This is a genomic window from Methylobacterium sp. CCH7-A2 (assembly GCF_001557075.1).
GTDB lineage: Bacteria > Pseudomonadota > Alphaproteobacteria > Rhizobiales > Beijerinckiaceae > Allobosea > Allobosea massiliensis.
In genome coordinates, this window is sequence record NZ_LSKN01000136.1 from 1 (window position 1) to 24,460 (window position 24,460).

General features: G+C 68.6%; 23 protein-coding genes. 14 read left to right on the forward strand and 9 right to left on the reverse strand.

The features are described 5' to 3' along the window. Positions 1–297: 297 nt before the first annotated feature. Together AX750_RS11455 and AX750_RS11460 are read right to left on the reverse strand one after the other, a co-directional pair. Entirely contained in the window at positions 298–777 is a 480-nt protein-coding gene (locus AX750_RS11455; RefSeq protein ID WP_066726358.1) for a hypothetical protein, read from the reverse strand. Positions 778–782: 5 nt separating this feature from the next. Next, positions 783–1,622 carry a zinc ribbon domain-containing protein gene (locus AX750_RS11460; protein WP_066726355.1) on the reverse strand — a complete coding sequence of 280 codons (840 nt, stop codon included), beginning with the start codon at positions 1,620–1,622 and terminating at the stop codon, positions 783–785. A 113-nt stretch (positions 1,623–1,735) separates the two neighbouring features. Here AX750_RS11460 and AX750_RS11465 point away from each other — a divergent pair, with 113 nt between their 5' ends. The 8 genes from AX750_RS11465 to AX750_RS11500 all read left to right on the forward strand — a co-directional run bounded on the left by AX750_RS11465 (position 1,736) and on the right by AX750_RS11500 (position 8,278). Then, entirely contained in the window at positions 1,736–2,332 is a 597-nt protein-coding gene (locus AX750_RS11465; protein ID WP_066726352.1) for an NUDIX domain-containing protein, read from the forward strand. A gap of 174 nt (positions 2,333–2,506) precedes the next feature. Then, on the forward strand, positions 2,507–3,412 hold the full coding sequence (locus tag AX750_RS11470) for a hypothetical protein (RefSeq protein ID WP_066726350.1): 906 nt from the start codon (positions 2,507–2,509) through the stop codon (positions 3,410–3,412). A 165-nt stretch (positions 3,413–3,577) separates the two neighbouring features. Beyond that, positions 3,578–3,877 carry a metal-sensing transcriptional repressor gene (locus AX750_RS11475; protein ID WP_066726348.1) on the forward strand — a complete coding sequence of 100 codons (300 nt, stop codon included), beginning with the start codon at positions 3,578–3,580 and terminating at the stop codon, positions 3,875–3,877. 28 nt (positions 3,878–3,905) lie between these two features. Then, a complete protein-coding gene (locus tag AX750_RS11480) occupies positions 3,906–5,018 on the forward strand; it encodes an S-(hydroxymethyl)glutathione dehydrogenase/class III alcohol dehydrogenase (RefSeq protein WP_066726346.1) in 1,113 nt (370 codons plus the stop codon). Positions 5,019–5,215: 197 nt separating this feature from the next. Continuing rightward, positions 5,216–6,055 (forward strand): S-formylglutathione hydrolase, encoded by an 840-nt coding sequence (gene fghA, locus AX750_RS11485; protein WP_066726344.1) that lies wholly within the window; start codon positions 5,216–5,218, stop codon positions 6,053–6,055. 113 nt (positions 6,056–6,168) lie between these two features. Next, on the forward strand, positions 6,169–6,537 hold the full coding sequence (locus AX750_RS11490) for a YciI family protein (RefSeq protein ID WP_066726341.1): 369 nt from the start codon (positions 6,169–6,171) through the stop codon (positions 6,535–6,537). Then, positions 6,537–7,826 carry a DUF6596 domain-containing protein gene (locus AX750_RS11495; RefSeq protein WP_066726338.1) on the forward strand — a complete coding sequence of 430 codons (1,290 nt, stop codon included), beginning with the start codon at positions 6,537–6,539 and terminating at the stop codon, positions 7,824–7,826. The genes AX750_RS11490 and AX750_RS11495 overlap by 1 nt, the downstream gene beginning before the upstream one ends. Positions 7,827–7,861: 35 nt before the next feature. After that, the gene (locus tag AX750_RS11500; RefSeq protein ID WP_066726335.1) at positions 7,862–8,278 is read left to right on the forward strand and encodes a low affinity iron permease family protein; all 417 of its coding nucleotides are present in this window, start codon (positions 7,862–7,864) and stop codon (positions 8,276–8,278) included. 12 nt (positions 8,279–8,290) lie between these two features. Here the strand turns inward: AX750_RS11500 and AX750_RS11505 are convergent, their stop codons facing one another. Beyond that, positions 8,291–9,058 (reverse strand): SDR family oxidoreductase, encoded by a 768-nt coding sequence (locus AX750_RS11505; RefSeq protein WP_156446689.1) that lies wholly within the window; start codon positions 9,056–9,058, stop codon positions 8,291–8,293. A 147-nt stretch (positions 9,059–9,205) separates the two neighbouring features. Here AX750_RS11505 and AX750_RS11510 point away from each other — a divergent pair, with 147 nt between their 5' ends. The 3 genes from AX750_RS11510 to AX750_RS11520 all read left to right on the forward strand — a co-directional run bounded on the left by AX750_RS11510 (position 9,206) and on the right by AX750_RS11520 (position 13,035). After that, a complete protein-coding gene (locus AX750_RS11510) occupies positions 9,206–10,243 on the forward strand; it encodes an L-idonate 5-dehydrogenase (RefSeq protein WP_066726331.1) in 1,038 nt (345 codons plus the stop codon). A 239-nt stretch (positions 10,244–10,482) separates the two neighbouring features. Beyond that, entirely contained in the window at positions 10,483–11,826 is a 1,344-nt protein-coding gene (gene glmM / locus AX750_RS11515) for a phosphoglucosamine mutase (protein ID WP_066726328.1), read from the forward strand. 309 nt (positions 11,827–12,135) lie between these two features. Further along, positions 12,136–13,035: an outer membrane beta-barrel protein gene (locus AX750_RS11520; RefSeq protein ID WP_066726325.1), complete on the forward strand. Its 900-nt coding sequence runs from the start codon at positions 12,136–12,138 to the stop codon at positions 13,033–13,035. Between the two features lie 77 nt (positions 13,036–13,112). On the opposite strand, the gene gpmI is transcribed toward AX750_RS11520, so the two are convergent. Continuing rightward, on the reverse strand, positions 13,113–14,639 hold the full coding sequence (gene gpmI / locus AX750_RS11525) for a 2,3-bisphosphoglycerate-independent phosphoglycerate mutase (RefSeq protein ID WP_066726322.1): 1,527 nt from the start codon (positions 14,637–14,639) through the stop codon (positions 13,113–13,115). 103 nt (positions 14,640–14,742) lie between these two features. Here gpmI and AX750_RS11530 point away from each other — a divergent pair, with 103 nt between their 5' ends. Together AX750_RS11530 and AX750_RS11535 are read left to right on the forward strand one after the other, a co-directional pair. Beyond that, positions 14,743–15,480: a haloacid dehalogenase type II gene (locus AX750_RS11530; RefSeq protein WP_066726319.1), complete on the forward strand. Its 738-nt coding sequence runs from the start codon at positions 14,743–14,745 to the stop codon at positions 15,478–15,480. 35 nt (positions 15,481–15,515) lie between these two features. Beyond that, the gene (locus AX750_RS11535) at positions 15,516–16,199 is read left to right on the forward strand and encodes a glutathione S-transferase N-terminal domain-containing protein (RefSeq protein ID WP_066726316.1); all 684 of its coding nucleotides are present in this window, start codon (positions 15,516–15,518) and stop codon (positions 16,197–16,199) included. Positions 16,200–16,220: 21 nt separating this feature from the next. Here the strand turns inward: AX750_RS11535 and AX750_RS11540 are convergent, their stop codons facing one another. After that, positions 16,221–17,732: a PAS domain-containing sensor histidine kinase gene (locus tag AX750_RS11540; RefSeq protein WP_066726313.1), complete on the reverse strand. Its 1,512-nt coding sequence runs from the start codon at positions 17,730–17,732 to the stop codon at positions 16,221–16,223. A 260-nt stretch (positions 17,733–17,992) separates the two neighbouring features. Here AX750_RS11540 and AX750_RS11545 point away from each other — a divergent pair, with 260 nt between their 5' ends. Beyond that, positions 17,993–19,666, forward strand: a complete 1,674-nt coding sequence (locus AX750_RS11545; RefSeq protein ID WP_066726310.1) for a formate--tetrahydrofolate ligase — start codon at positions 17,993–17,995, stop codon at positions 19,664–19,666. Between the two features lie 86 nt (positions 19,667–19,752). On the opposite strand, the gene ftsH is transcribed toward AX750_RS11545, so the two are convergent. From ftsH to pal, 4 genes are all read right to left on the reverse strand, one after another. After that, a complete protein-coding gene (gene ftsH / locus AX750_RS11550) occupies positions 19,753–21,678 on the reverse strand; it encodes an ATP-dependent zinc metalloprotease FtsH (RefSeq protein ID WP_066726390.1) in 1,926 nt (641 codons plus the stop codon). A gap of 111 nt (positions 21,679–21,789) precedes the next feature. Then, on the reverse strand, positions 21,790–22,845 hold the full coding sequence (gene tilS, locus AX750_RS11555; protein ID WP_066726307.1) for a tRNA lysidine(34) synthetase TilS: 1,056 nt from the start codon (positions 22,843–22,845) through the stop codon (positions 21,790–21,792). Continuing rightward, on the reverse strand, positions 22,842–23,774 hold the full coding sequence (ybgF, locus tag AX750_RS11560) for a tol-pal system protein YbgF (RefSeq protein WP_082737614.1): 933 nt from the start codon (positions 23,772–23,774) through the stop codon (positions 22,842–22,844). Before ybgF ends, tilS begins: the two co-directional genes overlap by 4 nt. 131 nt (positions 23,775–23,905) lie before the next feature. Continuing rightward, the gene (gene pal / locus AX750_RS11565) at positions 23,906–24,415 is read right to left on the reverse strand and encodes a peptidoglycan-associated lipoprotein Pal (RefSeq protein ID WP_066726304.1); all 510 of its coding nucleotides are present in this window, start codon (positions 24,413–24,415) and stop codon (positions 23,906–23,908) included. Positions 24,416–24,460: the final 45 nt, after the last annotated feature.

Below are 24,460 nucleotides of genomic sequence, written 5' to 3' on the forward strand. Positions count from 1 at the left end.
CGCCACGGGGCGTGCGGGCAGTGGCTCAATCTGCCCGCGCCGCATCCTGGCTCAACGGATGCGGATTTCAGACTACGCGCCTCGCGGCGCTCCGCTGCCCCTCGTTTGTTACGCCTGCGTGCGAGCGCGGGCGGGGATTTGGTGTGTCCGTCATTCTCGGGCGAAGCCCTCGGGTCCGGCCTTCGGCCGGCCCAAGGACAGGCTCCGCGCAGACCCGAGAATCTCAGGCCGATAAGGGCGAGGAGCCTCGCTCGTCCCGAGATGCTCGGGTCGAGCCCGAGCATGACGCGCGCGGCCCTACGGCGCCGGCGCCACCGTCAGCGTCATCTGGGCGCGGCCGATGCGGCCTTCCTTGTCGACAGCCTGGATCTCGATGACGTGCTTGCCCGGCGGCACCAGAACGGCGGGCGCCTCGATGCCCTGGGGCGTGATGAAGGCCTTGACGCGGGCGGTGACGTCGAGCGCCGGCTGGCGGCGGTAGATCACCTGCACCTTCTCGGGATCGACCGGCACGCCATTGCTCGGCAGGAACTTCACCGCCAGCCGCAGCGGCTTGCCGGCGACGCCGCTGCCATGCGTGCCCTGCGTGTCGACACCGGGGCCGCGCGTCAGGTTGCGCGTCGGCACACCCGCGGCATCGGGCGCCGGCGGGCCGGCCTCCTCGCGGGTGATGAGTTGCACGGGTTCGGCAGCCCCCGCGGGCGACGGTGCGGGCAGCAGGGCGCAGGCGAGGAGGAAGGCGGCAGGCAGAAGGCGGCAGGCGGTCGGCTGGATCATCGCGGTCACTTCAATCCCAGGAGGCCGGCGATCAGGCCGGCGGCGACGGAGAGAACAGTGCTGGCCATGAGGATGGCGGTTTCGATCGTCTTCAGCGTTTCGAGCGGCAGTTTTCCGTGAACGGTCGACAGCCCCTGGCGCAGCCCCGGCAGCGAGGCGAGCCCCTTGGCGCTGAGAGCGGCCTGGGACACGCGCAGCAGCATGCCGGCGAAGAACGAGGCGCCGATGCTCAGCGCATAGAACATGGTCTCGCGCCAGGCGGCGACTCCTTGTGGCAGCACGGGGATGTTGTCGCTCCAGCCGAGCCACGCGTTCATGGTCGCGACAGAAATAATCGCGAAGCTCACCGCGACCGCGATGTCGCGCTTCCCCAGCCGCGGCCGCACGCCGAGATAGGCGGCGCCCGTGGCGAAAGGCACGACGATCGAGGCGGTGCGCAGCACCCAGAGCGGCAGGTCGAGCCAGAACACGACGCTGGCATAGGCCCCGAGCAGGACGAGGAAGCCGAGCGGCAGCGCCAGCAGGCGGCGGCGGGGCGGCGGCGCCAGCGCGGCGGCTGCTGCATCGGCGGCATCGGCCAGCGCCACCTCGTCGGTCGCCGCCGGGGCAGCCTCGCCCGGCGCGGCGGGCGCGGGCACGGCTTCGGCCTTGGAGCGGCGGACCTCGTCGAGGGATTGTTCGAGCGCGGCGCACGCCTCCTCCAGCCCGGTTATCCGGCGTTCGGCGGCGTCGAGCCGGCGCAGCAGCGGCAGCACCGGCGTCAGGTCGCGCCCGCAGCAGCGGCAGGAGATCGCGCCGGGGTTGAGTTCGGCGTCGCAATAGGGGCAGACGAGCTGGTTCGACACGGCGTACTCGCAGGGCCCGAGCCGGGCGCAGGCTCAAAGCCACAACTTCAAGTCGCGTGCAAGTCCGCCGCGGAACGCTACAAGGCGAACGAAACCAACAGGGTGATCCGACAATGAGCCAGACCGCCTTCGCCGTCCGCCTCGCCGAAGCCGTCGAGCACTATCGCGCCGAGGTCGCGGGCCCGCGCGAACATCTCTCGCTGCTGCGCTGGCAGATCGATCAGGGCCATGCGCTGGATTCGCGCGACACCTTTCCCGGCCATGTCACGACCAGCGCCTATGTGCTCTCGCCCGATCATGCCCGCATCCTGCTGATCGACCATGTCGTGATCGGCCGCTGGCTCCAGCCGGGAGGGCATTGGGAGGAGGCCGCGACCTTCGCCGAGTCGGCCGCTCGCGAGGCGCTCGAGGAAACCGGCGTGCAGGGCCTGCGCCTGCATCCCTGGCACAAGGGCAGCGATATCCCCTTCGTCGTCGACAGCCATGACGTGCCCGGCAAGCCCGCGCGCGGCGAGCCGGCCCATATCCATCACGACCTGCAATATCTCTTCCTGGCCGATCCGGAGGCGCCGCTCGTCGCGCAGATCGAGGAGGTCCATGCCGCCGCCTGGAAGCCTCTCGCCGAACTCGCCGACATCGCCCCGCTCGGCCTCGCGCGGATCCGCAGCCTGACGCCGCCCGGCGGCCTGTCGCAGAACGGCAACATGTAACAATATAACAATCATGAGGAGGGGGGAGGTCTGGACGCGCCCTGCTCCCGCACCGCATCATGAGCCCGTCATCACAGGATGACGAAGCGTTAACCATCTTCCTCCACGATTGGACGCGCCGCGCAAGGGCTCGTCGTCGGCCGATCACCGCGCCGCTGCAACAGGAATCGCGCCATGACGTTGCAACCCTCCGCCCTCTCATTCGTCGCGATCCTGCTGGCCTCCGCGACGTTCGCATCCGCCGCCGACCTGCCGTCGCGCAAGGGAGCTCCCGTCGCGCCGCCGGTGTTGTCGGCCTGCACCGAAAGCGAGGGCATCCCGACCGACGCCTTCGGCTTCACCACCGGCTCCGATGTCGCCGAGAAGGGCTCCTTCGGCGCCAGCCTGACCTATGGCGGCGCCTATGGCACGCGCACCGGCTCGTCCAATGGCCATGGCCTGCAGCTGCAGGGTTCCTACGGCCTGCTGCCCTGCCTCGAGGTCGGCCCCTATCTGCTCGGCGGCTACACCAATGCGTCCCTGGGCGGCGTCAGCGCCGACTCCACCAGCTACGGCGCCGGCGTCGAGATGAAGTACCGCCTGCTCGGCCGCGACCTGCATGGCCTCGGCCTCACCGTGGTGCTCGACCCCAGCGTCAACCGCACCGACCCCGACGGCGCCGGCCGCTTCACCACCTACAACACCGGCATCCGCCTCTTCGCCGACAAGACGCTGGTTCCCGGCAAGCTCTATGCCGCGCTGAACCTGTCGCATGACATGACCTGGACGGGCCCGGACCCCTATGGCCGCTCCTCGACCTTCACGGTCGGCGGCGCGCTCGCCTGGCAGGCGCTGGACGGCGTCTATCTCAGCGGCGAGGTCCGCCACCAGCGCCGCTACACCGATCTCGGCTTCGGCAACGAGGCCGGCTACGCCACCTTCGCCGGCCCCGGCATCTTCTGGCAGGCGAGCAAGCAGTTCGCGATCTCGGCCGCCTACAACATCCAGGTGGCGGGCAAGGCCAAGGGCCAGCCGGGCGATCTCGACCTGACCAATTTCAGCCAGCACCTCGTCAAGGTGAAGGCCGCCTACAGCTTCTGACCACGGGCCACCGACGCGCGCCACGCTCGCGTCACGAAACCTCTCCATCAAGGCGGGCGCAGCGATGCGTCCGCCTTTTGTGTTGGCGCCACGGCCCGCGTTGACGCCCGCCCGCGACCCTTCTAGAACAGGCGGCAGATACTCCACCCCAGTATCAGGGCGCCGATGCCGCATACCCCCGAGGAAAAGAAGCGCGCGGTGACGCGGCTGAAACGCATCCGCGGCCAGGCCGATGCGCTGATCGCCGCCGTCGAGCGCGGCGAGCCCTGCGGCGCGCTGCTGCAGCAGCTCTCGGCCCTGCGCGGCGCCGCCACTGGGTTGATGGCCGAAGTTCTGGAAAGTCATCTGCGCGAGACGCTGACGGGCCAGGCCTGCGGCGACCATGACGCCCACGACCATGCTCCCGCGAGCGAGCCGGCCGAGATCGGCGAGATCATGCGTGTGATCCGCCCCTACCTGAAATGACCCGCAAAACCGAGGAAGGAACCGCCCGATGAAGACCCGCGCCGCCGTCGCCTGGGAAGCCGGCAAGCCGCTCACCATCGAGACCATCGAGATCGGCGGCCCCAAGGCCGGCGAGGTGCTGGTCGAGGTCATGGCGACCGGCATCTGCCACACCGACGCCTACACGCTGTCGGGGATGGATTCGGAAGGGAAGTTTCCGGCGATCCTCGGCCATGAAGGCGCGGGCATCGTCCGCGAGGTCGGCGCCGGCGTGACATCGCTGAAGCCCGGCGACCACATCATCCCGCTCTACACGCCCGAATGCCGCAGCTGTAAGTCCTGCCTGTCGCGCCGGACCAATCTCTGCACCTCGATCCGCGCCACGCAGGGCCAGGGCGTGATGCCCGACGGCACGAGCCGGTTCTCCTGCGATGGCGGCGAGGTCTTCCACTACATGGGCTGCTCGACCTTCGCGAACTTCACCGTCCTGCCCGAGATCGCGCTCGCCAAGGTCCGCGAGGACGCGCCCTTCGACAAGATCTGCTACATCGGCTGCGGCGTCACCACCGGCATCGGCGCGGTGATCTACACCGCCAAGGTCTGGCCGGGCGCGAATGTCGTGGTCTTCGGGCTGGGCGGCATCGGCCTCAACGTGATCCAGGGCGCCCGCATGGTCGGGGCCGACAAGATCATCGGCGTCGACATCAACCCGGCCAAGCAGGAGATGGCGCGCAAATTCGGCATGACCGACTTCGTCAACCCGAAGGAGGTCGGCAACGACAAGGTCGTCCAGGCGATCGTCGATCTCACCGGCGGCGGCGCCGACTTCTCCTTCGACGCAACCGGCAACGTCAACGTCATGCGCCAAGCGCTGGAATGCTGTCACCGCGGCTGGGGCGAGTCGATCATCATCGGCGTCGCCGAAGCCGGCAAGGAGATCGCGACGCGCCCGTTCCAGCTCGTCACCGGCCGCGTCTGGAAGGGCACGGCCTTCGGCGGCGCGCGCGGGCGCACCGACGTGCCGAAGATCGTCGACTGGTACATGGAGGGCAAGATCAACATCGACGACCTGATCACCCACAAGCTGTCGCTCGACGAGATCAACCACGGCTTCGACCTGATGCACGAGGGCAAGTCGATCCGCAGCGTGGTGGTGTACTGAGCGCCGCTTTCCGGCCTTATCGGCAGGGCAATACAGCCTGTCATTCCGGGGCGGCGCGCAGCGCCGAACCCGGAACCCACGACTGGGTGCGACCTTTGACAGAGTAGCCGGGCGCGATCGCCCGGTCAGGGGATCCGGGTTCTTCGCTTCGCGAAGCCCCGGAATGACAGAGGTCGCGCAACCATAAGGAACACCCCATGGAACTCGTCTCGTCCTCGAAGGCCTTCGGCGGCTCGCAGCGCGTCTATCGCCATGACAGCGCGGCCTGCGCCTGCCCGATGACCTTCGCGATCTTCCTGCCGCCGCAGATCGAGGACGGGCCCGTTCCCCTGCTCTGGTATCTCTCGGGGCTGACCTGCACGCATCAGAACGTCATGGACAAGGGCGAGTACCGGGCGGCGGCGGCCGCCAACGGCATAGCCATCATCTGCCCCGATACCAGCCCGCGCGGCGAGCATGTGCCCGACGAGCCGGGCAACTGGCAGTTCGGCTCCGGAGCCGGCTTCTATCTCGACGCGACGCAGGCGCCCTACGACACCAACTACCGGATGGAGAGTTACATCCGCGACGAGCTGCCGGAGCTGGTCGCGCGGCATTTCCCGGTCGATATGACCCGCCAGGGCATCTTCGGCCATTCCATGGGCGGCCATGGCGCGATCACGCTCGCGCTGAAGAACCCGGATCGCTACGCCTCTGTCTCCGCCTTCGCGCCCATCGCCCAGCCCTCGACCGCCGGCTGGTCGCGCCCGGCCTTCGAGAAGTATCTCGGCCCCGACGAGCGCAGCTGGCGCGCCTATGATGCGACGCTGCTGATCGCCGACGGCCACAGGGTCAAGGATCTGCTGATCGATCAGGGCACCGCCGACGGCTTCCTCGATGAGGGCCTGCGGCCGCAGCTGCTCGAGGTCGCCTGCGCCACGGCCGGTATTCCGCTCGAGCTGCAGATGCGCGAGGGCTACGACCACTCCTACAACTTCATCTCGACCTTCATGGCCCAGCATATCGCCTGGCACGCCGAACGGCTGGCGAAGGGCTGAGATCGGACGCCGGCGGATTTTTTTCGACCGCCTGTCGAAACCGGCCGGGGCTGGACGTCATCATGGCAGCCGGGGGATGGTTCTCCGGCGTCAGGTGGCAAGGAGTTCGCCCCATGCAGTACATGTTGATCTTCCGCGAGACGGACAGCGAATTCGGCCTGCGCGACGACCCCGCCAAGGGGCCGGCCTACTGGGCCTCCTGGATGGCCTATGTCGGTGCGCTCAACCAGGCCGGGATCGTGGTCAGCGGCGCGGGCCTGCAACCGCCTCACAGCGCCACGATGGTGCGCGTTCGTAACGGCCAGCGCCAGGTCCAGGACGGCCCGCATCCCGACACCAAGGAGCAGCTCGGCGGCTATTTCGTCATTGACGTCCCCGATCTGGACGCCGCGCTCGACTGGGCGGCGCGCAGCCCGGCCTCGTCCTATGGCTCGACCGAGGTGCGCCCGGTGCTACCGCCTCCGCCGCAGCCCTCCGCCTGATGACAGCGGAGGCCGGCGCCGCCGACGAGGCGCGGAGGGCGGCCGATCTCGCCGCCCGCGCCTCCTATGGCCGCCTGCTCTCGCTGCTGGCCCGCGATTGGCGCGATCTGGCAGCGGCCGAGGATGCGCTTGCGGAAGCCTTCCGGCTGGCGCTCGATCGCTGGCCCTCGGACGGCGTCCCGGCCCGTCCGGAGGCCTGGCTGCTGACGACCGCGCGTCGCCAGCTGATCGACGGACGGCGCCGCCAGACCATCCGCGCCGCCGCCGAGCCGACTTTGACCCTGCTGGCGGAGCAGGATGCAAACACAGATGGCTTTGCCTTCCCCGATGAACGGCTCAAGCTGCTCTTCGTCTGCGCCCACCCGGCGATCGATCCCGCCGCCCGCGCGCCACTGATGCTGCAGGCCGTGCTGGGTCTGGACGCCACCCGCATCGCCCAGGCCTTCCTGACCTCGCCAGCGGCGCTCGGGCAGCGGCTGGTGCGCGCCAAGGCGAAGATCCGCGATGCCCGCATCGCCTTCGCCATTCCTGAACGGGCCGAGCTGCCCGGGCGGCTCGATGCCGTGCTGCAGGCGATCTATGCCGCCTATGGCAGCGGCTGGGAGGATATCGCCGGCGCCGATCTCCGGCGCCGCGGCCTCGCGGAAGAGGCCATCTGGCTGGCGCGGCTGGTGATCCAGCTCCTGCCCGGCGAGCCCGAGGCACGCGGCCTGCTCGCGCTGATGCTGCATGGTGAGGCGAGGCGCGAGGCCCGCAGATCATCCGACGGTGCCTTCGTGCCCCTCGCCGAGCAGGACACGGCGCGCTGGTCGGCGCCGCTGATCGAGGAGGCGGAAGCCGAGCTGGCGCAGGCCGCTCGGCATGCGGCGCTGGGGCCGTTCCAGCTCGAGGCGGCGATCCAGTCCGTCCATGCCGCAAGGGCGGTGACGGGACACACCGACGCAGCAGCCCTGGCCCGGCTCTATGAGGGGCTCGCCCGGCTCGCACCGACGACCGGGGTGCTGGTCAGCCGGGCGGCGGCACTGGCGGAAGCATCCGGCCCTCAAGCCGGGCTCTCGGCCCTGGCCGAGCTGCCCGCCGGCGACGTCATGTCCTACCAGCCGTTCTGGGCGCTTAAGGCCCATCTGCTGCGCCGGTCCGGACAGGATGAGGCCGCCCGCGACGCCTATGCCCGCGCCATCGGCCTCACCAGCGATCCGGCCATACGCGACTTCCTGATGAGCGCCTCCCAACGCCCAGCGGACCGAACCTCGACCAGCGGGGAACGCACACATCCCGCCGGACGTTGAACCGAGCGATCCACAGGGGTCAGGGGGACTTCGCAATGGCATCGCGTTCCGATCCGCTCACCAACCGTACGCTCTTCACCCGCCTCTCGCAGGCAACCGCGCGCTGGGCCGGCAAGCCGCAGACCTTCGCCGTCGCGGTCTCGGCCATCATAATCTGGGGTCTGTCGGGGCCCTTCTTCGGCTTCAACGACACCTGGCAGCTGGTGATCAACACCTCGACCACCATCATCACCTTCCTGATGGTGTTCATCATCCAGAACAGCCAGAACCGCGACACGGCCGCGATGCAGATCAAGCTCGACGAACTGCTCGCCAAGGTCGAGGGCGCGCGTCAGGAGCTGATGGATCTGGAAGAGCTCGACGAGGAGAAGATCGAGAGCATCCGCAAGGAGTTCGAGAAGCGGGCGCGCGCGGCCCGCGAAGGCCGCCCGCTCGCCGAGGAAAAAGGCTGAGGCCTCCGCCGCTCAGACCACCGCGGTCAGCCCGCCATCGACCATCAGCAGGTGGCCGTTGACGTAGTCGGAGGCCGCCGACGACAGGAAGATCGCCGCGCCGACGAGTTCCTTCGTCTCGCCCCAGCGCCCGGCCGGCGTGCGGTTGCACAGCCAGGCCGAGAAGGCCTCGTCCGCCATGAGCGCGGCATTGAGTTCCGTAGCGAAGTACCCTGGTCCGATGGCGTTGGACTGGATGTTGTGCTTGCCGAGTTCGGCGGCGAGCCCGCGCGTCATCATCTTCACTGCGCCCTTCGAGGCCGTATAGGGGATGATCGTCGGCCGCCCCAGCTCGCTCTGCACCGAGCCGATATTGACGATCTTGCCGCGCTTGCGCGGGACCATCCGCTTCGTCACCGCCTGGGTGACGTAGAACACCGAATGAAGATTGGTGTTCATCAGCTCATGCCAGCCCTCGACCGGGAATTCGGTGATCGGCGCGCGCTTCTGCATGCCGGCATTGTTGATCAGGATGTCGATCGGCCCGATCTCGGCCTCGATCTTGGCGACGCCGGCCTCGACCGCCGCCTGGTCGGTGACGTCGAAAGGCGCGACCGAGACCTTCCGGCCGGCGGCCGAAATCGCCTGCGCGGCGCGCTCCAGCTTGGCGCGGTCGCGGCCGTTCAGCACGACATGCGCACCGGCTTCCGACAGCCCTTCCGCCAGCGCCAGCCCGATGCCCTGGCCGGAGCCGGTGACGAGGGCGATCCTGCCCTCCAGACTGAACAGCGACAGAGACATGACGGAACCTCGCGAGGGTGAAGCATCTGCGGCAGTTTGCGTTTGCGCCGGTGCCGCCGCTTTCGGTAAGCATCTTTCAATCGATTAGACAATCGAGCCGACACAGAATGAGGGCGGGCGTCGTCGCCCTCGCAGGGAGAAGCCGCCATGCGCGCCGTCGTCATCCATGCCGAAAAGGATCTCCGCATCGACGAGGTCGCGGTCGGCGAACCCGGTCCGCGCCAGGTCCGCGTGAAGATCGAAGCCGGCGGCATCTGCGGCTCGGACCTGCATTACTACCTGCATGGCGGCTTCGGCACGATCCGCGTGCGCGAGCCGCTGATCCTCGGCCATGAGATCGCAGGCCGGATCGAATGCGTCGGCGCCGAGGTCACGCGCGTCAAGGTGGGGGACCGCGTCGCGATCAATCCCAGCCGCGCCTGCGGTCATTGCCGCTACTGCCAGATGGGCCAGCAGCAGCACTGCACGGACATGCTGTTCTACGGCAGCGCCATGCGCTTCCCCCATGTTCAGGGCGGCTTCCGCGAGATGCTGGTGATCGAGGAACGCCAAGCGGTGAAGGTCGCCGACCATGTCAGCGCGGCCGAGGCCGCCTTCGCCGAGCCGCTCGCGGTCTGCCTCCATGCCGTGAAGCGCGCCGGCCCGCTGCTGGGCAAGCGCGTTCTCGTCACCGGCTCGGGGCCGATCGGCATCCTCACCATCATCGCCGCCAAGGCCGCCGGCGCGGCCGAGATCGTCGCGACTGACGTGGTCGACGGGCCCCTGCCGACGGCGCTGAAGATGGGCGCCTGCCGCGCCATCAATGTCATGGCCGAGCCCGACCGCCTGAAGGCCGAGTACGGCGCCGAAAAGGGCGCCTTCGATGTCATGTTCGAGGCCTCGGGCAACCAGCACGCGCTGACCGGCGCCTTCGACGTGGTGCGTTCGGGCGGCGTGATCGTGCAGATCGGCGTCGGCGGCAACTTCACCCTGCCGATGAACGTCGTCGTCGCCAAGGAGTTCGACCTGCGCGGCTCCTTCCGCTTCCACGAGGAGTTCGACTGGGCGGTGGCGATGATCGGCTCGAAAACGATCGATCTCTCGCCGCTGCTCACCGCGACGATCCCGGTCGAGCGGGCGATCGAGGCCTTCGATCTCGCCGCCGACAAGTCGAAGGCGATGAAGGTCCAGCTCGCCTTCGGGTGAGCGACCTTCGTCATTCCGGGGCATCGCGCAGCGATGAGCCCGGAACCCAAGAACACGGGTGCGGCAGGATAGGTTGACCGGCCGCCGCGCTTCGGCTGGCACACACCGTGTTCATGGGTTCCGGGCGCACCAATCCACCCCCCGTCTGCGAAACGTCACAATTCGTGACGAGCCGGAAACCAATTTCCGCTATAGAACGCAGCCGAAACGGGCGTCAGGCCCGCTTGGACGGATAGGCCATGACACGCAAATATTTCGGCACCGACGGCATTCGGGGGCGCGCCAACGGTGTGATCACGCCGGACCTCGCGCTCAAGGTCGGCCAGGCCACCGGCCTCGCCTTCCAGCGCGGCTCGCATCGCCACCGCGTCGTGATCGGCAAGGACACCCGCCTCTCCGGCTACATGATCGAATACGCCATGGTCGCGGGCTTCACCTCGGTGGGCATGGACGTGATGCTGCTCGGCCCGATGCCGACGCCGGCGGTCGCGATGCTGACGCGCTCGATGCGCGCCGATCTCGGCGTGATGATTTCCGCCTCGCACAACCCTTATGAGGACAACGGCATCAAGCTGTTCGGCCCCGACGGCTACAAGCTCAATGACGAGGTCGAAGCCGAGATCTCCAAGCTGATCGATTCCGATCTCGCCCCGCGGCTATCAAATGCGCCGGCGCTGGGCCGCGCCAAGCGCATCGAGAGCGCCCATGCGCGCTATATCGAGTTCGCCAAGCGCACCCTGCCGCGCAACATGAGCCTCGAAGGGATGCGCATCGTCATCGATTGCGCCAATGGCGCCGGCTACAAGGTCGCGCCGGAGGCGCTCTGGGAGCTGGGCGCCGAGGTCATCGCCATCGGCGTCGACCCCGACGGCTTCAACATCAACAAGGATGTCGGCTCGACGGCGCCGGATGCGCTGATCGCCAAGGTTCGCGAGTTGCGCGCCGATATTGGTATCGCGCTCGATGGCGACGCCGACCGCGTCCTGATCGTGGACGAACTGGGCCAGGTGGTCGACGGCGACCAGCTGATGGCCGTGATCGCCCGCACCTGGCAGGAGGATGGCCGCCTGTCGCAGCCGGGCGTCGTTGCGACGGTCATGTCCAATCTCGGTCTCGAGCGCTACCTCGCGGGCCTTGGCCTCAGCCTGGCCCGTACCGCAGTGGGCGACCGCTATGTGCTCGAGCATATGCGCAGCCAGGGCTTCAACCTCGGCGGCGAGCAGTCCGGCCATATCATCCTCTCCGATTTCGGCACGACCGGAGACGGGCTGGTCGCGGCGCTGCAACTGCTGGCGGCCGTGAAGCGGCAGGACAAGCCGGTGTCGGAGGTCTGCCACGCCTTCGAGCCGCTGCCGCAGATCCTCAAGAACGTCCGCTACAAGCAGGGCCAGCCGCTCAAGGAAAAGCCCGTCGTCAGCGCCATTGAGGCGGCGACGCAGTTGCTCGGCGAAAGCGGCCGCCTTGTCATCCGCCCCTCCGGCACCGAGCCGGTGATCCGCGTGATGGCGGAGGGCGACGACCGCGATCTGGTGATGCGCGCCGTCGACGACATCGTCGAGGCCGTGACCAAGGCGGCGGCTTAGCGCTAGTTCGCCTGATCCAACCCTCCCGTCATCCTGGACAAGCGGCACAGCCGCGCAGGCCGGGATCCATCATAGGGCGGCGCCGCGTCCTGTGATGGATCCCGGCCGACCTGTGGTCGTCCAGGATGACGACGATCTACCCGATCCCCACCCCATTAACGTCCCATCAAGTATTCGGGCCGGCTTCAGACTTTTTTCAGGTTAATTCCTAAGGTTAAGTCTCGTTTAAGGAATTGGCGGCATCGTTCCCTCGTCGGTAACACGCGCGGCCTGCGTAACGGGTGCCGCGCAAACGCGAGGGACACTGCCATGGGCAGCCTGAAAACTATTGCGCTGGCAGGCGCCTTGGCGCTCGGGGCGTCCGCCGCCACCGCCGCCGATCTCGCCTACCCTGCGCCGCCGCCGCCGGAGCCGCTCGGTCTCAAGGGCACGATCAGCAGCGGCTTCTATCTGCGCGGCGACATCGGCGTCGGCTCGCAGTCCTATGACGAGCTCGACGTGAAGCTGAACAACGCCCCGGTGATCGCCACGGCGGGCGTGACGTCATTCTCTACCGTCAAGCCCGATCGCGGCTTCGCCGCCTTCGCCGGCGTCGGCATCGGCTACCAGTTCAACAGCTATCTGCGCTTCGACCTGACGGGCGAGTATCGCGGCGGGTCGTTCAACGGCCGCGACCAGATCAGCTACAATTTCGGCGTGCCGACCAACCAGACCAATGTCTACCGCGCCGATGTCGCGACCTTCGTGGCGCTGGCCAACGCCTATATCGATCTCGGCACCTGGAACTGCCTGACGCCCTATCTCGGCGTCGGCATCGGTATGGCCAACCACACCGTCAGCGGCCTCGCCGACAACGGCGTGAACCAGGCCGTCGGCGCCGCCTTCGCCAATGCCTCCTATGCCTATGGCGACTCGGCCAGCAAGACCAACCTCGCCTGGGCGCTGATGGCTGGCGTCTCCTACGACGTCACCTCGAACCTCAAGCTCGACATCGGCTACCGCTACCTGAACATGGGCGACGGCCCGACGGTCGGCCTGCGCGGCGCCCAGGGCCTGCTCACCAATCCGAGCTCCTCGGTGCGGTTCAAGGGCATCGACAGCCACGACGTCCGCATCGGCATGCGCTGGAACTTCAGCGATCCGAGCTGCTGCGGTCCGGTCGAGAAGCCGGTCGCCTACGCGCCGGCCCCGACGGTCCGCAAATACTGAAGGGCAGCCCCCTACCCTTTCGACACGGCGCGGACTTCGGTCCGCGCCGTTTTCGTTTTGGGCCGAAAAAGACGCGCTCAGCGCAGTAGCGAGGTGCCGGTCATCTCGGCCGGCTGCGGTACAGCAAGCAGCGCCAGCAGCGTCGGTGCGATGTCGGCGAGGCGGCCATCCGCCAGCCCCTTCGCCTCGCTGCCGATGACCATCACCGGGACCGGGAAGGTGGTGTGGGCCGTGTGCGGCGCGCCGGTCTCGGGATCGACCATCAATTCGCAATTGCCGTGATCGGCCGTGACGAGGAGCGCGCCGCCCGCCTGTGCCACAGCCTCCGCGATCCGCCCGAGCCCGGCATCGACCGTTTCGACCGCCGCGATCGCGGCGCTGAGCACGCCCGTGTGCCCGACCATGTCGGGATTGGCGAAGTTCAGGACGACGAGATCGTAGCGGCCCGACGCGATCGCCTCCACGGCGCGCTCCGTCAGCTCCGGCGCCGACATGTCCGGCTGCAGATCATAAGTCGCGACCTTCGGCGAGGGCACCATCACACGATCCTCGCGCGGATAGGGCGTCTCCTCGCCGCCGTTGAAGAAGTAGGTGACGTGCGGATATTTCTCCGTCTCCGCCATGTGGATCTGCGCGAGACCCGCCTTCGCCACCGTCTCGCCGAGGCCGTTGGCCAGCGTCTGCGGCGCGAAGAGCGCTGGCATCACGGCATCGAGCTCGGCGCTGTAGGAGGTCATGCTGACCGCCTTCGCCAGCACGGGCCGCCGCGACCGGGAAAAGCCATCGAACGGTGCAGACAGCACCGCGTCGAGGATTTCGCGGATCCGGTCGGAGCGGAAATTGAAGCTCAGCAGCCCGTCGCCATCCTCCATGCCGCCATAGCTGCCGATGACGCTCGCCGGGATGAACTCGTCGGTGACGCCCTGCGCATAGGCGGCCTCGATCGCGGAGGCAGCGTCGGCGAATTCGGGCCCCTCGCCCAGCACCATCGCCCGCCAGGCGGTCTCGACGCGCTCCCAGCGATGGTCGCGGTCCATGGCAAAATAGCGGCCGGTCAGGCTCGCGATCACCGCTTGCGGCGGCAGGGCGGCGGCGAAGGCGCGGACATAGCCGGCGGCCGAGCGCGGCGGCGTATCGCGCCCGTCCGTGAAGATGTGAATCCGGACCGGGATGTCTTGCTCGACGAGCAGATGCGCCAGCGCTACCGCATGATCCTGATGGGCATGCACGCCGCCGGGCGAGACGAGGCCGAGCAGATGGCAGGCGCCGCCGCTCGCCTTCAGCGCATCGACGAGCCCGCTCGCCGCCAGGGCCTGCCCGAGCGAGCCGTCCTCGATCGCCTGATTGATGCGCGGCAGGTCCTGCATCACGACGCGGCCTGCGCCGAGATTGAGATGGCCGACCTCGGAATTCCCCATCTGGCCGGGCGGCAGGCCGACATCGAGGCCCGAGGTTTTCAGGAAGGCATGGGGCGAGGCCGCCCAGAGCCTGTCGAAATGCGGCGTATGCGCCAGGCGCACCGCATTGTTCTCGGCCTCCTCGCGCCAGCCCCAGCCATCGAGGATCATCAGCATGACGGGGCGCTTGGCAGGGACGGCGGACATGATGACCTGTGAAGATCTGTGATGGGAGCTGTGCCGGATACCATGCACCCCTGCGGCAGTGCGAGTGCTAAGAAGGTTGCCGGGGCAGTTGGGAGAATCCGGAATGGCGATCGCGGCCGTCGTCTTTGATGCTTATGGCACCCTCTTCGACGTTCAGTCCGTCGCGGCCGCGACCGAGGCGGCCTTCCCCGGTCACGGCACGGTGATCACCCAGCTCTGGCGGCTGAAGCAGCTCGAATACACCTGGCTGCGCAGCCTGATGGGCCGCTATGCGGATTTCGGCACGGTGACGCGGGACTCGCTGGCCTATGCGCTGGAGACGCTCGGCCTGCCCGCGACGCCGGCGGAGATCGCGCGCCTCGCCGACGCCTATGACGCGCTGTCGCTCTATCCGGAAGCGCGGCTGGCGCTGGAAGCGCTCGCGCCGCTGAGGCTCGCCATCTTCTCCAATGGCAGTCCGCCGATGCTGGAGCGGCTGGTGGCGCAGGCCGGCATCGCCCCGCTGCTCGAGACGGTGATCAGCGTCGACGAGATCGGCGCCTACAAGCCCGATCCGCGCGGCTACGCCCATGTCGAGGCGAGGCTGGGCCTCGCACGCGAGCAGATCCTCTTCGTCTCCTCCAACGGCTTCGACATCGCCGGGGCGAAGGCGCATGGCTTCCGCGTCGCGCGCATCGCCCGCCTTACGGACGAGGCATTGCGGAGCGAGCTCGATGCCGCCGCAACGATCGATCCCATGCTGATGTTCAAGGCGCTGCGCATGCGCCCGGAGCGTCTCGGATTCACGGCCGACGCAACCATCGCCCGCCTGACCGATCTGCCGGCACATGTTCGTGCCTGAACCCTCCTGCCACCGTCCCAAGCCCGGAGACCGAGATGATCAAGCTCTACTACCACCCCTCGCCCAATCCGGCGAAGATCGCGCTCTTCCTCGAGGAAGCCGGGCTTCCCTATGAAATGGTCCCGGTCGATACCCGCAAGGGCGACCAGTTCAAGCCGGATTTCCTGGCCATCAACCCCAACGGCAAAACCCCTGCGCTGACCGATGGCGACGTCACCATCTTCGACAGCAACGCGATCCTGCTCTATCTCGCCGAGAAGACGGGGCAGTTCCTCCCCGACGACACGCCGAAGGCCCGCGGCGAGATGCTCTCCTGGCTCATGTTCGTCGCCACCGGCATCGGTCCCTATTGCGGCCAGGCGGTCCATTTCAGCCGCTTCGCGCCCGAGAAGATCCCCTATGCGATCAACCGCTACGCCCGCGAGGCGGAGCGCCACTGGGGCATCATCGACGCGCAACTTTCCAAGGGCCGCTACATGCTGGGCGAGCGCTACACCCTGATCGACATGTCGGTCTGGGGCTGGGCGACGCGGCTCGGCTTCGCCGTCGGCGACCACTGGGCGGGGATGTTCCCGCATGTGAAGCGCCATCTCGACGAGATCTCGGCCCGCCCGGCAGCCCAGCGCGCGACGGCGCTGAAGGACGCCTTCGCCTTCAAGATGGAGGTCGATGACGAGGCCCGCAGGATCCTCTTCCCGCAGAACGCCCATCTCGCCTGAGATTGCCGGAAGCCGGGCGCCTCAGACGCGCCCGGCCTCGTCGCCATCGCCGTCCTTCAGCGACTCGAGCGGCGCGTCCAGCGTGAAGACGAGCCCCCCCGGCAGATAGGCGCTTTCGGCGCGCCCGCGCGGCGAGGGGAAGGTCCGCTCGATCAGGCGCGAGCCGAAGCCGCGCCGCGACGGCGGCGTCACCGGCGGCCCGCCGCTCTCCTGCCAGCGCAGCCGGAACTGAGAAGAGCCGTCGATCTCGTCGACCCGCCAGGACAGGGTCACGATGCCGGTGGAGATCGAGAGCGAGCCGTATTTGACCGCATTGGTCGCCAGCTCATGCAGGACCAGTGTGAGCGCCAGCGCCGCGCGCGGCCCCAGCACGACCTCCGGACCGCCGATCTGGAACCGCGCCGGGTCGCCCTGGATGCCGATGACGCTGGCGGCGATGTCGGCCATGGCGGCATGGGCCCGCACGCCGCCGACCAGCAGGTCATGCGCGCGCGCCAGCGCCCCCAGCCGCGCCGTGAAGGTCTCGTTGGCCGCCTCCAGCGAGCTGGCGCCGCGCAGCGTCTGCGAGGCGATGGCCTGGATCATGGCCAGCGTGTTCTTCACGCGGTGCGCCAGTTCCTGCATCAGCAGCCGCAGCTGCGCTTCGGTTTCCTTGCGCTCGGTCACGTCGATATGGGCGCCGATCAGCCGCAGCGGCCGCCCCTCCCCGTCGCGCTCGATCTGCGCCACCGCCGAAATCCAGCGCACCGCCCCGTCCGACGGGCGGATGATGCGGTACTCCATCTGGTAATCCGTCGCGCTGCCGGCCACGCTTTCGCGGAAATGGCTCTCGACCATCGCCCGCTCCTGCGGATGAATGCGGCGGACCCAGTCTTCATGGGTCTCGTTGACCGCCTCCGGCGGCAGCCCGTGCACCAGGAGATATTCCGGCGAACGCGTGTTGCGGAAGCCGTCGCGCAGATCGACCTCGAGCCCGCCGACCTTGCCGATCTTCTGGACCTGCGCGAGTTCCTGCTCGCGCCGCCGGAGGGCCTGCTCGGCCGCATCGCGCTCGCGCTGCGCGTGAATGAGCTCGGTGGTCTCGAACACCACGGCGAGAACGCCGAGAGCGACGCCGGAATCATCCAGGATCGGGCTGTAATCCACGTTCAGCCAAACGTCTTCGGCAACCCCGTTGCGATGCAGCACCAGCGACAGGTCGCGGAAGGAGAGAGGACGACCATTCGCGAAGACGGTCTCCATCACCTCGTCATGCAGCAAACGGACCTCCGGCCAGGCCTCGTGCAATTCCTCCCCCAGGATGGCGGGATGCTTGGCGCCGGCGATCACCGCATAGGCATCGTTGTAGAACAGGAGGCCCGACGCGCCCCAGAACATCACCATTGGTGTCGGCGTCGCCAGCACGAGTTGCAGGGACGAGCGCAGCCGTTCCGGCCAAGCCACCGGCAGCCCGAGCACGGTCTCGCTCCCGTCCCAGCCCCGCAGCATGGCGCCGACCTCGCCGCCGCCAACAGGCCAGGATCGCTCCGTCATCCATTGTCCCCCGAACCGAGCGATGAACCGCTGATCTGGCGGTTCGTGCCAGTGATGCCAGCCTCGCGGGCTCCCCGCAACTGCGCCGGTTCGTTCGCAGCACTAGCAGCCGCGGCTCTGTGGGCTCGCGTCAAAAGACATAGTGCGGAGGTGGACAGGCCCGCTGGAAAGCAGTGGCAGAGCCGGCTGTTTCGCGGCAGTGTCGCCGCAACGATTCCGGCCGGAGCCACCGGCCTCGCAGAGCCTGGAGAGGGGCGGGAATGCCGACCGACATCGAGATCGCACGCGCGGCGAAGCTTCGTCCAATCGCGGACATCGCCGAGCGAGCCGGCATTCCCGTCGACGCTCTGGAGCCCCACGGCAAATTCATCGCCAAGATCGACACCAAGGCCATTCCGGACTTCGCGGGCAAGCCGGACGGCAAGCTGATCCTCGTCACTGCCATCAACCCAACCCCGGCCGGCGAGGGCAAGACGACGACGACGGTGGGCCTCGGTGATGGGCTCAGCCGTATCGGCAAGAGCTGCATGATCGCGTTGCGCGAGCCCTCGCTCGGTCCCTGCTTCGGCGTCAAGGGCGGCGCGGCCGGCGGCGGCCATGCCCAGATCGTCCCGATGGAGCAGATCAACCTGCATTTCACCGGCGACTTCCACGCCATCACCAGCGCGCACAACCTGCTCGCGGCGATGATCGACAACCATGTCTACTGGGGCAACGGCCTCGGCTTCGACACGCGCCACATCGCCTGGCGCCGCGTCATGGACATGAACGACCGGGCCCTGCGCCAGACCGTCTCCTCGCTCGGCGGCGCCAGCAACGGCTTCCCGCGCGAGGACGGTTTCGACATCACCGTCGCCTCCGAGATCATGGCGATCTTCTGCCTCGCCACCGATCTCGACGACCTCGAGGCCAGACTCGGCCGCATCGTCGTGGGGCGCACCCGCGACAAGCGACCGATCACCGCCGCCGACCTCAAGGCGACCGGCGCGATGAGCGTCCTGCTCAAGGACGCGCTGATGCCCAACCTCGTGCAGACGCTGGAGGGCACGCCCGCCTTCGTCCATGGCGGCCCCTTCGCCAACATCGCCCATGGCTGCAACTCCGCCATCGCCACCCGCGCCGCCCTGAAGCTCGCCGACTACACGGTCACGGAGGCCGGCTTCGGCGCCGATCTCGGCGCCGAGAAGTTCTTCGACATCAAATGCCGCAAGACCGGGCTGAAGCCTGCCGCGGCCGTCATCGTCGCGACCGTCCGCGCCCTCAAGATGCATGGCGGCGCGGCGAAGGAGGCGCTAGGCAGCGAGGATCTCGCCGCGCTCCAGGCGGGTCTCGCCAACCTCGCTCGCCATGTCGGCAACATCCGGAAGTTCGGCGTGCCGCCGATCGTCGCGATCAACCATTTCACCAGCGACACCGAGGCCGAACACGCCCTGATCGCGAGCTATTGCCGCGAGCAGCTCGGCGTCGATGCGGTGATCTGCCGGCACTGGGCGGAAGGCGGCGCCGGCACCGAGGAACTCGCCCACAAGGTCGTCGCGCTGGCCGAGAGCGGCGAGGCCGATTTCGCCCCGCTCTACCCCGACGAGATGCCGCTCTGGCAGAAGCTCGAGACCGTTGCGCGAGAGATTTACGGCGCCGATGGCATCGCGGGCGATGCGAAGGTGCGCGCCCGCTTCGCGGAGCTCGAGACGGACGGCCATGGCCATCTGCCGGTCTGCGTCGCCAAGACGCAATACTCCTTCTCGGCCGACCCGACGCTGCGTGGCGCGCCCTCCGGGCATATCGTCCCGGTGCGCGAGGTCCGGCTCTCGGCCGGCGCCGGCTTCGTCGTAGCGATCTGCGGGGACATCATGACGATGCCCGGCCTGCCGCGCGTACCGGCCGCCGAGCGCATCCATATCGACGCCCAAGGGCGGATCGAAGGGCTCTTCTGAGCGCCCTCCCCCTCAGCCAGGGACGACATCCAAGAACGAAAAAGGGCGCCGCGAGGCGCCCTTTTCATTCTCTTGCTGTTGGCTGCTCAGACCTGCGGCTGCGGCTCCAGCCCGGCATCGGGCTCGCCGCGCTTGCGGCCCTTGCCCGCGCTCGGCACGGCGGAGCCACGCGGCGTCGAGGGCGTATCGTCGATGTCGCGCGTCGGGCGCTTGCCGGCGATCAGGTCGCGGATTTCCTCGCCGGTGAGCGTTTCGAACTCCAGCAGCGCCTCGGCGACCGCCACGAACTGCTCGTGATGCTCGGTGAGGATCTTCTTGGCGTCCTGATAGCCCTGGTCGACGAGGCGCTTGACCTCGGCGTCGATCTTCTGCGCCGTCGCCTCGGAGACGTTCTGGCTGCGGCCCATCGACATGCCCAGGAACACCTCTTCCTGGTTGTCGCCATAGGCGACCATGCCGAGCTCGTCCGAATAGCCCATCTGGGTGACCATGGCCTTGGCCATCTTGGTCGCCTGCTGGATGTCGCCCGTGGCGCCCGAGGTGACGTTCTCGCGCCCGAAGGTCATCTCCTCCGCCACGCGCCCGCCCATGGCGACCGCGAGCTGCGAGGTGAATTCCTTGAACTTCATCGAGTAGCGGTCGCCTTCCGGCAGGAACTTGACCATGCCGAGCGCGCGACCGCGCGGGATGATGGTCGCCTTGTGGACCGGGATGCCGGCCGGGACATACAATCCGACGATGGCGTGGCCGGCCTCGTGATAGGCGGTGAGCTTCTTCTCCTCCTCGGACATCGCCATGGATTTGCGCTCGGCGCCCATCATGACCTTGTCCTTGGCGTCCTCGAACTCGGCATGGGTGACCATGCGCTTGCCGCGCCGCGCCGCCAGCAGCGCCGCCTCGTTGACGAGGTTCATCAGGTCGGCGCCCGAGAAGCCGGGCGTGCCGCGGGCGAGCACGCGCAGATCGACATCCGGCGCCATCGGGACCTTGCGGACATGGACCCGCAGGATCTTCTCGCGGCCGGCGACGTCGGGGTTCGGCACCACGATCTGGCGGTCGAAGCGGCCCGGACGCAGCAGGGCGGGGTCGAGCACGTCGGGCCGGTTGGTGGCCGCGATGATGATGACGCCCTCGTTCGGCTCGAAGCCGTCCATCTCGACCAGGAGCTGGTTCAGCGTCTGCTCGCGCTCGTCATTGCCGCCGCCGAGGCCGGCGCCGCGATGGCGGCCGACGGCGTCGATCTCGTCGATGAAGATGATGCAGGGCGAGTTCTTCTTGGCCTGCTCGAACATGTCGCGGACGCGGCTGGCGCCGACGCCGACGAACATCTCGACGAAGTCCGAGCCGGAGATCGTGAAGAAGGGCACATTGGCTTCGCCCGCGACGGCGCGCGCCGTCAGCGTCTTGCCGGTGCCGGGAGGGCCGACCAGCAGCACGCCGCGCGGGATGCGCCCGCCCAGCCGCTGGAACTTCTGCGGGTCGCGCAGGAACTCGACGATCTCGGTCAGGTCTTCCTTGGCCTCGTCGATGCCCGCGACATCCTCGAAGGTGACGCGGCCATGCGCCTCGGTCAGCAGCTTGGCCTTCGACTTGCCGAAGCCCATCGCCCGGCCGGCGCCGTTCTGCATCTGGCGGGACATGAAGATCCACAGGCCGATGAAGATGACGAAGGGCAGCGAATTGACCAGCAGCGCCATGAACCAGGGCGTGCCCTCGGAGGGGGCGCGGGCCGAGACCTGAACGCCCTTCTGCGCCAGCGTCTTCAGCAGCGCCGGATCGCCATAGGGTGCGTAGGTCACGAAGCTGCGCCCGTCGGAGAAGGTGCCGGAAATCTCCTGCCCGGCGACGACGACATTGCTGATGCGCCCCGCCTCCGACTCGTTGATGAGCTGGCTGTAGGGGATCTCGTTGACGTTGGCGCGCTGGCTCGGACTCTGGAACAGCGTCACGAGCGCCAGGACCAGCAGGAAGATCACCACCCAAAGGGCGAAATTTCGGAAGTTCGGATTCATCATCTGTCCGATCAGGCCTGCCGGACCAACCGGAAGAGGCCGAGAGTTTGCAGTGTCAATCTAGGTGCGGGCGGGCCCATTGCCAAGGGAAAGACATTTGCGCCCTTTCGCCTATGTTGCCGCAGGGTGAATACCACGTCGGCGAGGCCCCTCCGGCCGCAGCGCGAGCTCGCCATCCCGGCGCAGCGTAAGCACAGTCCCGGCCAGCGTGCGCGTCAGCGGCAGGCCCGCCTGTGCCGCCTGCAGCAAGGCGGCCACGCAGGCCTCCAGCCGCTCCAGCCGGACCGCGCCCTCCGCATCGACATCCAGCCGCGCGAGCGCCAGGGCGACGACGCGCAGCACGATCTCCTCGGGCTCCTGCCGCAGAGCCTCGAAATCCAGCCGCAGCAGCGGCGCTCCCGGCTCGGCCGACAGCAGCGCGGCGGCAACGGCGTCCGCCCGCGCGGCGACCGCCTCGTCGAGACGCGCCAGCCGCCCGGCCAGCAGCGACAGGCGTTCCGCATCCAGCCCCTCGCCGGCGAGCAGCGGCGCCAGGGCGCGCCAGCGCGCCCGCGCGAACCGCGGATCGCCATTGCTCGGATCCGTGACGAAAGACAAGCCGCGCGCCTGTGCCGTCGCGACGAGACGCGCCTTGGGCACGCCCAGCAGAGGCCGGACCAAAACCGTGCCGTGCCAGACCGCGCGGCGGCGCATCCCCGCGAGGCCCGAGGGGCCGGAACCACGCGCCATCCGCATCAGCAGCGTCTCGGCCTGGTCGTCGAGTGTATGGGCGGTCACGAGCACGGCGCCGCCGAGACGCTCCGCCTCCTGCGCCAGCAGGGCGTAGCGCGCGGCACGGGCGCGTTCCTGAAGCCGGCTGGAAGGCTTGTCTCCCTCCCAGCGCAGGATGCGATGAGGAACACCGAGGCGGGCGCAGAGAGCGGCGACGGCGACGGCCTCGCCGGCCGAAGCGGCACGCAGCCCATGGTCGACCGTCGCCGCCATGACAGCGGGACGACCGGGCTCGCGCGACCACTCGGTCAGCAGGGAGAGCAGCGCAACCGAATCCGGTCCGCCGGAGACGGCGACGAGAAGGCGGTCTTCGGCTGCGAGGTCGGCGAACAGCTCACTCGCCTCGCGCGCCCCGAGAGGGGGATGATCGCTGGAAAGCGGCTCGACGGCGCTCAAGCGCAGCCCGAGCGGCGGCGCTCGCGCTCCACGCCCTGCCGCACCGAATTGGGCGCGCTGGGATAGTCGACGCCGACCTTGGCATAGGTCGCGCAGGCCTGGTCACGCGCGCCGAGGCCGTTCAGCGCGATTCCGAGGCGCAGCAGGCTCTCGGGCGCCTTGGCCGAGCGCGGGGCGTCGCTGCTGACTTTCAGGAACTGCTCGGCCGCCTCGCGGTAGCGCTTGCGCTGGAGATAGCTCTCGCCCAGCCAGTAGGTCGCGTCGATGGCGAGGCGGTCGCGCGGAAAGCTCTGCAGGAACTGGCGGAAGCCCATCTCGGCCTGCTCGTATTCCTTGCGCAGGATCGCGGCATAGGCGGCGTCGTAGGCTTCCTTCGCGGTGGCCGGGCCGCTGGCGGCCGCCACGCTGGCCCCGCGTGGGGCCGGCTGCGGCAGCGCGCCACCCGGCACGCCGCGGCCGACGCCCTGCAGGTCGAGCGGGCCCTGCCCGCTGCCGTCATTGGCAAACTCTTCCTCGATGATCCCGCCGATGCCGCCATTGAGCGGGCGCGGCGCGCCGGCGGCGCCGACCTGCGTGCTCGGATCGAAGGCGTCGCTGCGCCGCTGCGGGCGCTGAGCGCCGGCAGCCGGAGCCGCGCCCCCGGGCGCAGCCGCGGCCGGCGCACGGCCGCCGCCCCGCTCGTTCAGGCGGAATTCGACATCTTCCTGGAACTTGCGCAGCTGCTCGCTGAGGCGGCGGTTCTCGAACTGAAGCTGCTCGATCTGGCCGGAGAGCTGGCGGATCTGGTTCTCCATCCGCGAGGTGCGCACGACGAGATCGGCGGCGTCCTGCGCCGAGGCGGGCAGGCTCAGGCAGGAGATCGCCGTACCCATGGCCAGGGCGGCCAGGCCGGAGCGGATCTTCCAGGCGGGAGCATGGATTCGCAGCATGCGTCGGGAACCGGGTTGGAGTGGGGATGCGTCGCTATAACACGCTGCGACCACGGCCAAAATATGAAAGGGCCGACACCGTTCCGAAAAGGAAGGTGCCGGCCCCGAAGACGACGGATAGCAACCGGGGGTCAGACGCCGCCGCCGGCGCCGTCCAGAACCGTGACCGAGCGACGGTTCTGCGACCAGCAGGAGATGTCGTTGCAGACCGCGACCGGACGCTCCTTGCCGTAGCTGACGATGCGCATGCGGTTGCCCTGGATGCCGCGCGAGGCGAGGTAGTCGCGCACGGTCTGGGCGCGGCGCGCAGAGAGCGAGAAGTTGTATTCGCGGGTGCCGCGCTCGTCGGCATGGCCCTCGACCACGAAGGTGTAGCGCGGATAGCGCTGCAGCCAGGCCGACTGCTTGTCGAGCGTGGCGACGGCCGTCGGCGTCAGGTCGGTGGAGTCGGTCTCGAAGAAGACGCGGTCGCCGACATTGACGACGAAATCCTGGGCGCTGCCCGGGGTCGCGGCGCCGCCGGCGCCGAAGCCGCTGCCGTCGGCGTTCTGATTGTTGGCGCAGGCGCCGAGCGCGAGCGAGGCGGCGATGGCGGCGGCGAAACGGACGGCGCGGCCGCCGGCAAAGAGGGTGGCGAGCATGATGAACTCCGGGCGTTCGAACTTGGCGAGGCGCGTGTCTCGACG

Excerpts from the sequence above, each read along its gene's own strand:
- AX750_RS11455 (WP_066726358.1), bottom strand. The coding sequence starts at position 777 with ATGATCCAGCCGACCGCCTGCCGCCTTCTGCCTGCCGCCTTCCTCCTC.
- AX750_RS11465 (WP_066726352.1), top strand. The coding sequence starts at position 1,736 with ATGAGCCAGACCGCCTTCGCCGTCCGCCTCGCCGAAGCCGTCGAGCAC.
- AX750_RS11470 (WP_066726350.1), top strand. The coding sequence starts at position 2,507 with ATGACGTTGCAACCCTCCGCCCTCTCATTCGTCGCGATCCTGCTGGCC.
- AX750_RS11475 (WP_066726348.1), top strand. The coding sequence starts at position 3,578 with ATGCCGCATACCCCCGAGGAAAAGAAGCGCGCGGTGACGCGGCTGAAA.
- AX750_RS11480 (WP_066726346.1), top strand. The coding sequence starts at position 3,906 with ATGAAGACCCGCGCCGCCGTCGCCTGGGAAGCCGGCAAGCCGCTCACC.
- fghA (WP_066726344.1), top strand. The coding sequence starts at position 5,216 with ATGGAACTCGTCTCGTCCTCGAAGGCCTTCGGCGGCTCGCAGCGCGTC.
- AX750_RS11490 (WP_066726341.1), top strand. The coding sequence starts at position 6,169 with ATGCAGTACATGTTGATCTTCCGCGAGACGGACAGCGAATTCGGCCTG.
- AX750_RS11495 (WP_066726338.1), top strand. The coding sequence starts at position 6,537 with ATGACAGCGGAGGCCGGCGCCGCCGACGAGGCGCGGAGGGCGGCCGAT.
- AX750_RS11500 (WP_066726335.1), top strand. The coding sequence starts at position 7,862 with ATGGCATCGCGTTCCGATCCGCTCACCAACCGTACGCTCTTCACCCGC.
- AX750_RS11505 (WP_156446689.1), bottom strand. The coding sequence starts at position 9,058 with ATGTCTCTGTCGCTGTTCAGTCTGGAGGGCAGGATCGCCCTCGTCACC.
- AX750_RS11510 (WP_066726331.1), top strand. The coding sequence starts at position 9,206 with ATGCGCGCCGTCGTCATCCATGCCGAAAAGGATCTCCGCATCGACGAG.
- glmM (WP_066726328.1), top strand. The coding sequence starts at position 10,483 with ATGACACGCAAATATTTCGGCACCGACGGCATTCGGGGGCGCGCCAAC.
- AX750_RS11520 (WP_066726325.1), top strand. The coding sequence starts at position 12,136 with ATGGGCAGCCTGAAAACTATTGCGCTGGCAGGCGCCTTGGCGCTCGGG.
- gpmI (WP_066726322.1), bottom strand. The coding sequence starts at position 14,639 with ATGTCCGCCGTCCCTGCCAAGCGCCCCGTCATGCTGATGATCCTCGAT.
- AX750_RS11530 (WP_066726319.1), top strand. The coding sequence starts at position 14,743 with ATGGCGATCGCGGCCGTCGTCTTTGATGCTTATGGCACCCTCTTCGAC.
- AX750_RS11535 (WP_066726316.1), top strand. The coding sequence starts at position 15,516 with ATGATCAAGCTCTACTACCACCCCTCGCCCAATCCGGCGAAGATCGCG.
- AX750_RS11540 (WP_066726313.1), bottom strand. The coding sequence starts at position 17,732 with ATGACGGAGCGATCCTGGCCTGTTGGCGGCGGCGAGGTCGGCGCCATG.
- AX750_RS11545 (WP_066726310.1), top strand. The coding sequence starts at position 17,993 with ATGCCGACCGACATCGAGATCGCACGCGCGGCGAAGCTTCGTCCAATC.
- ftsH (WP_066726390.1), bottom strand. The coding sequence starts at position 21,678 with ATGAATCCGAACTTCCGAAATTTCGCCCTTTGGGTGGTGATCTTCCTG.
- ybgF (WP_082737614.1), bottom strand. The coding sequence starts at position 23,774 with ATGCTGCGAATCCATGCTCCCGCCTGGAAGATCCGCTCCGGCCTGGCC.
- pal (WP_066726304.1), bottom strand. The coding sequence starts at position 24,415 with ATGCTCGCCACCCTCTTTGCCGGCGGCCGCGCCGTCCGTTTCGCCGCC.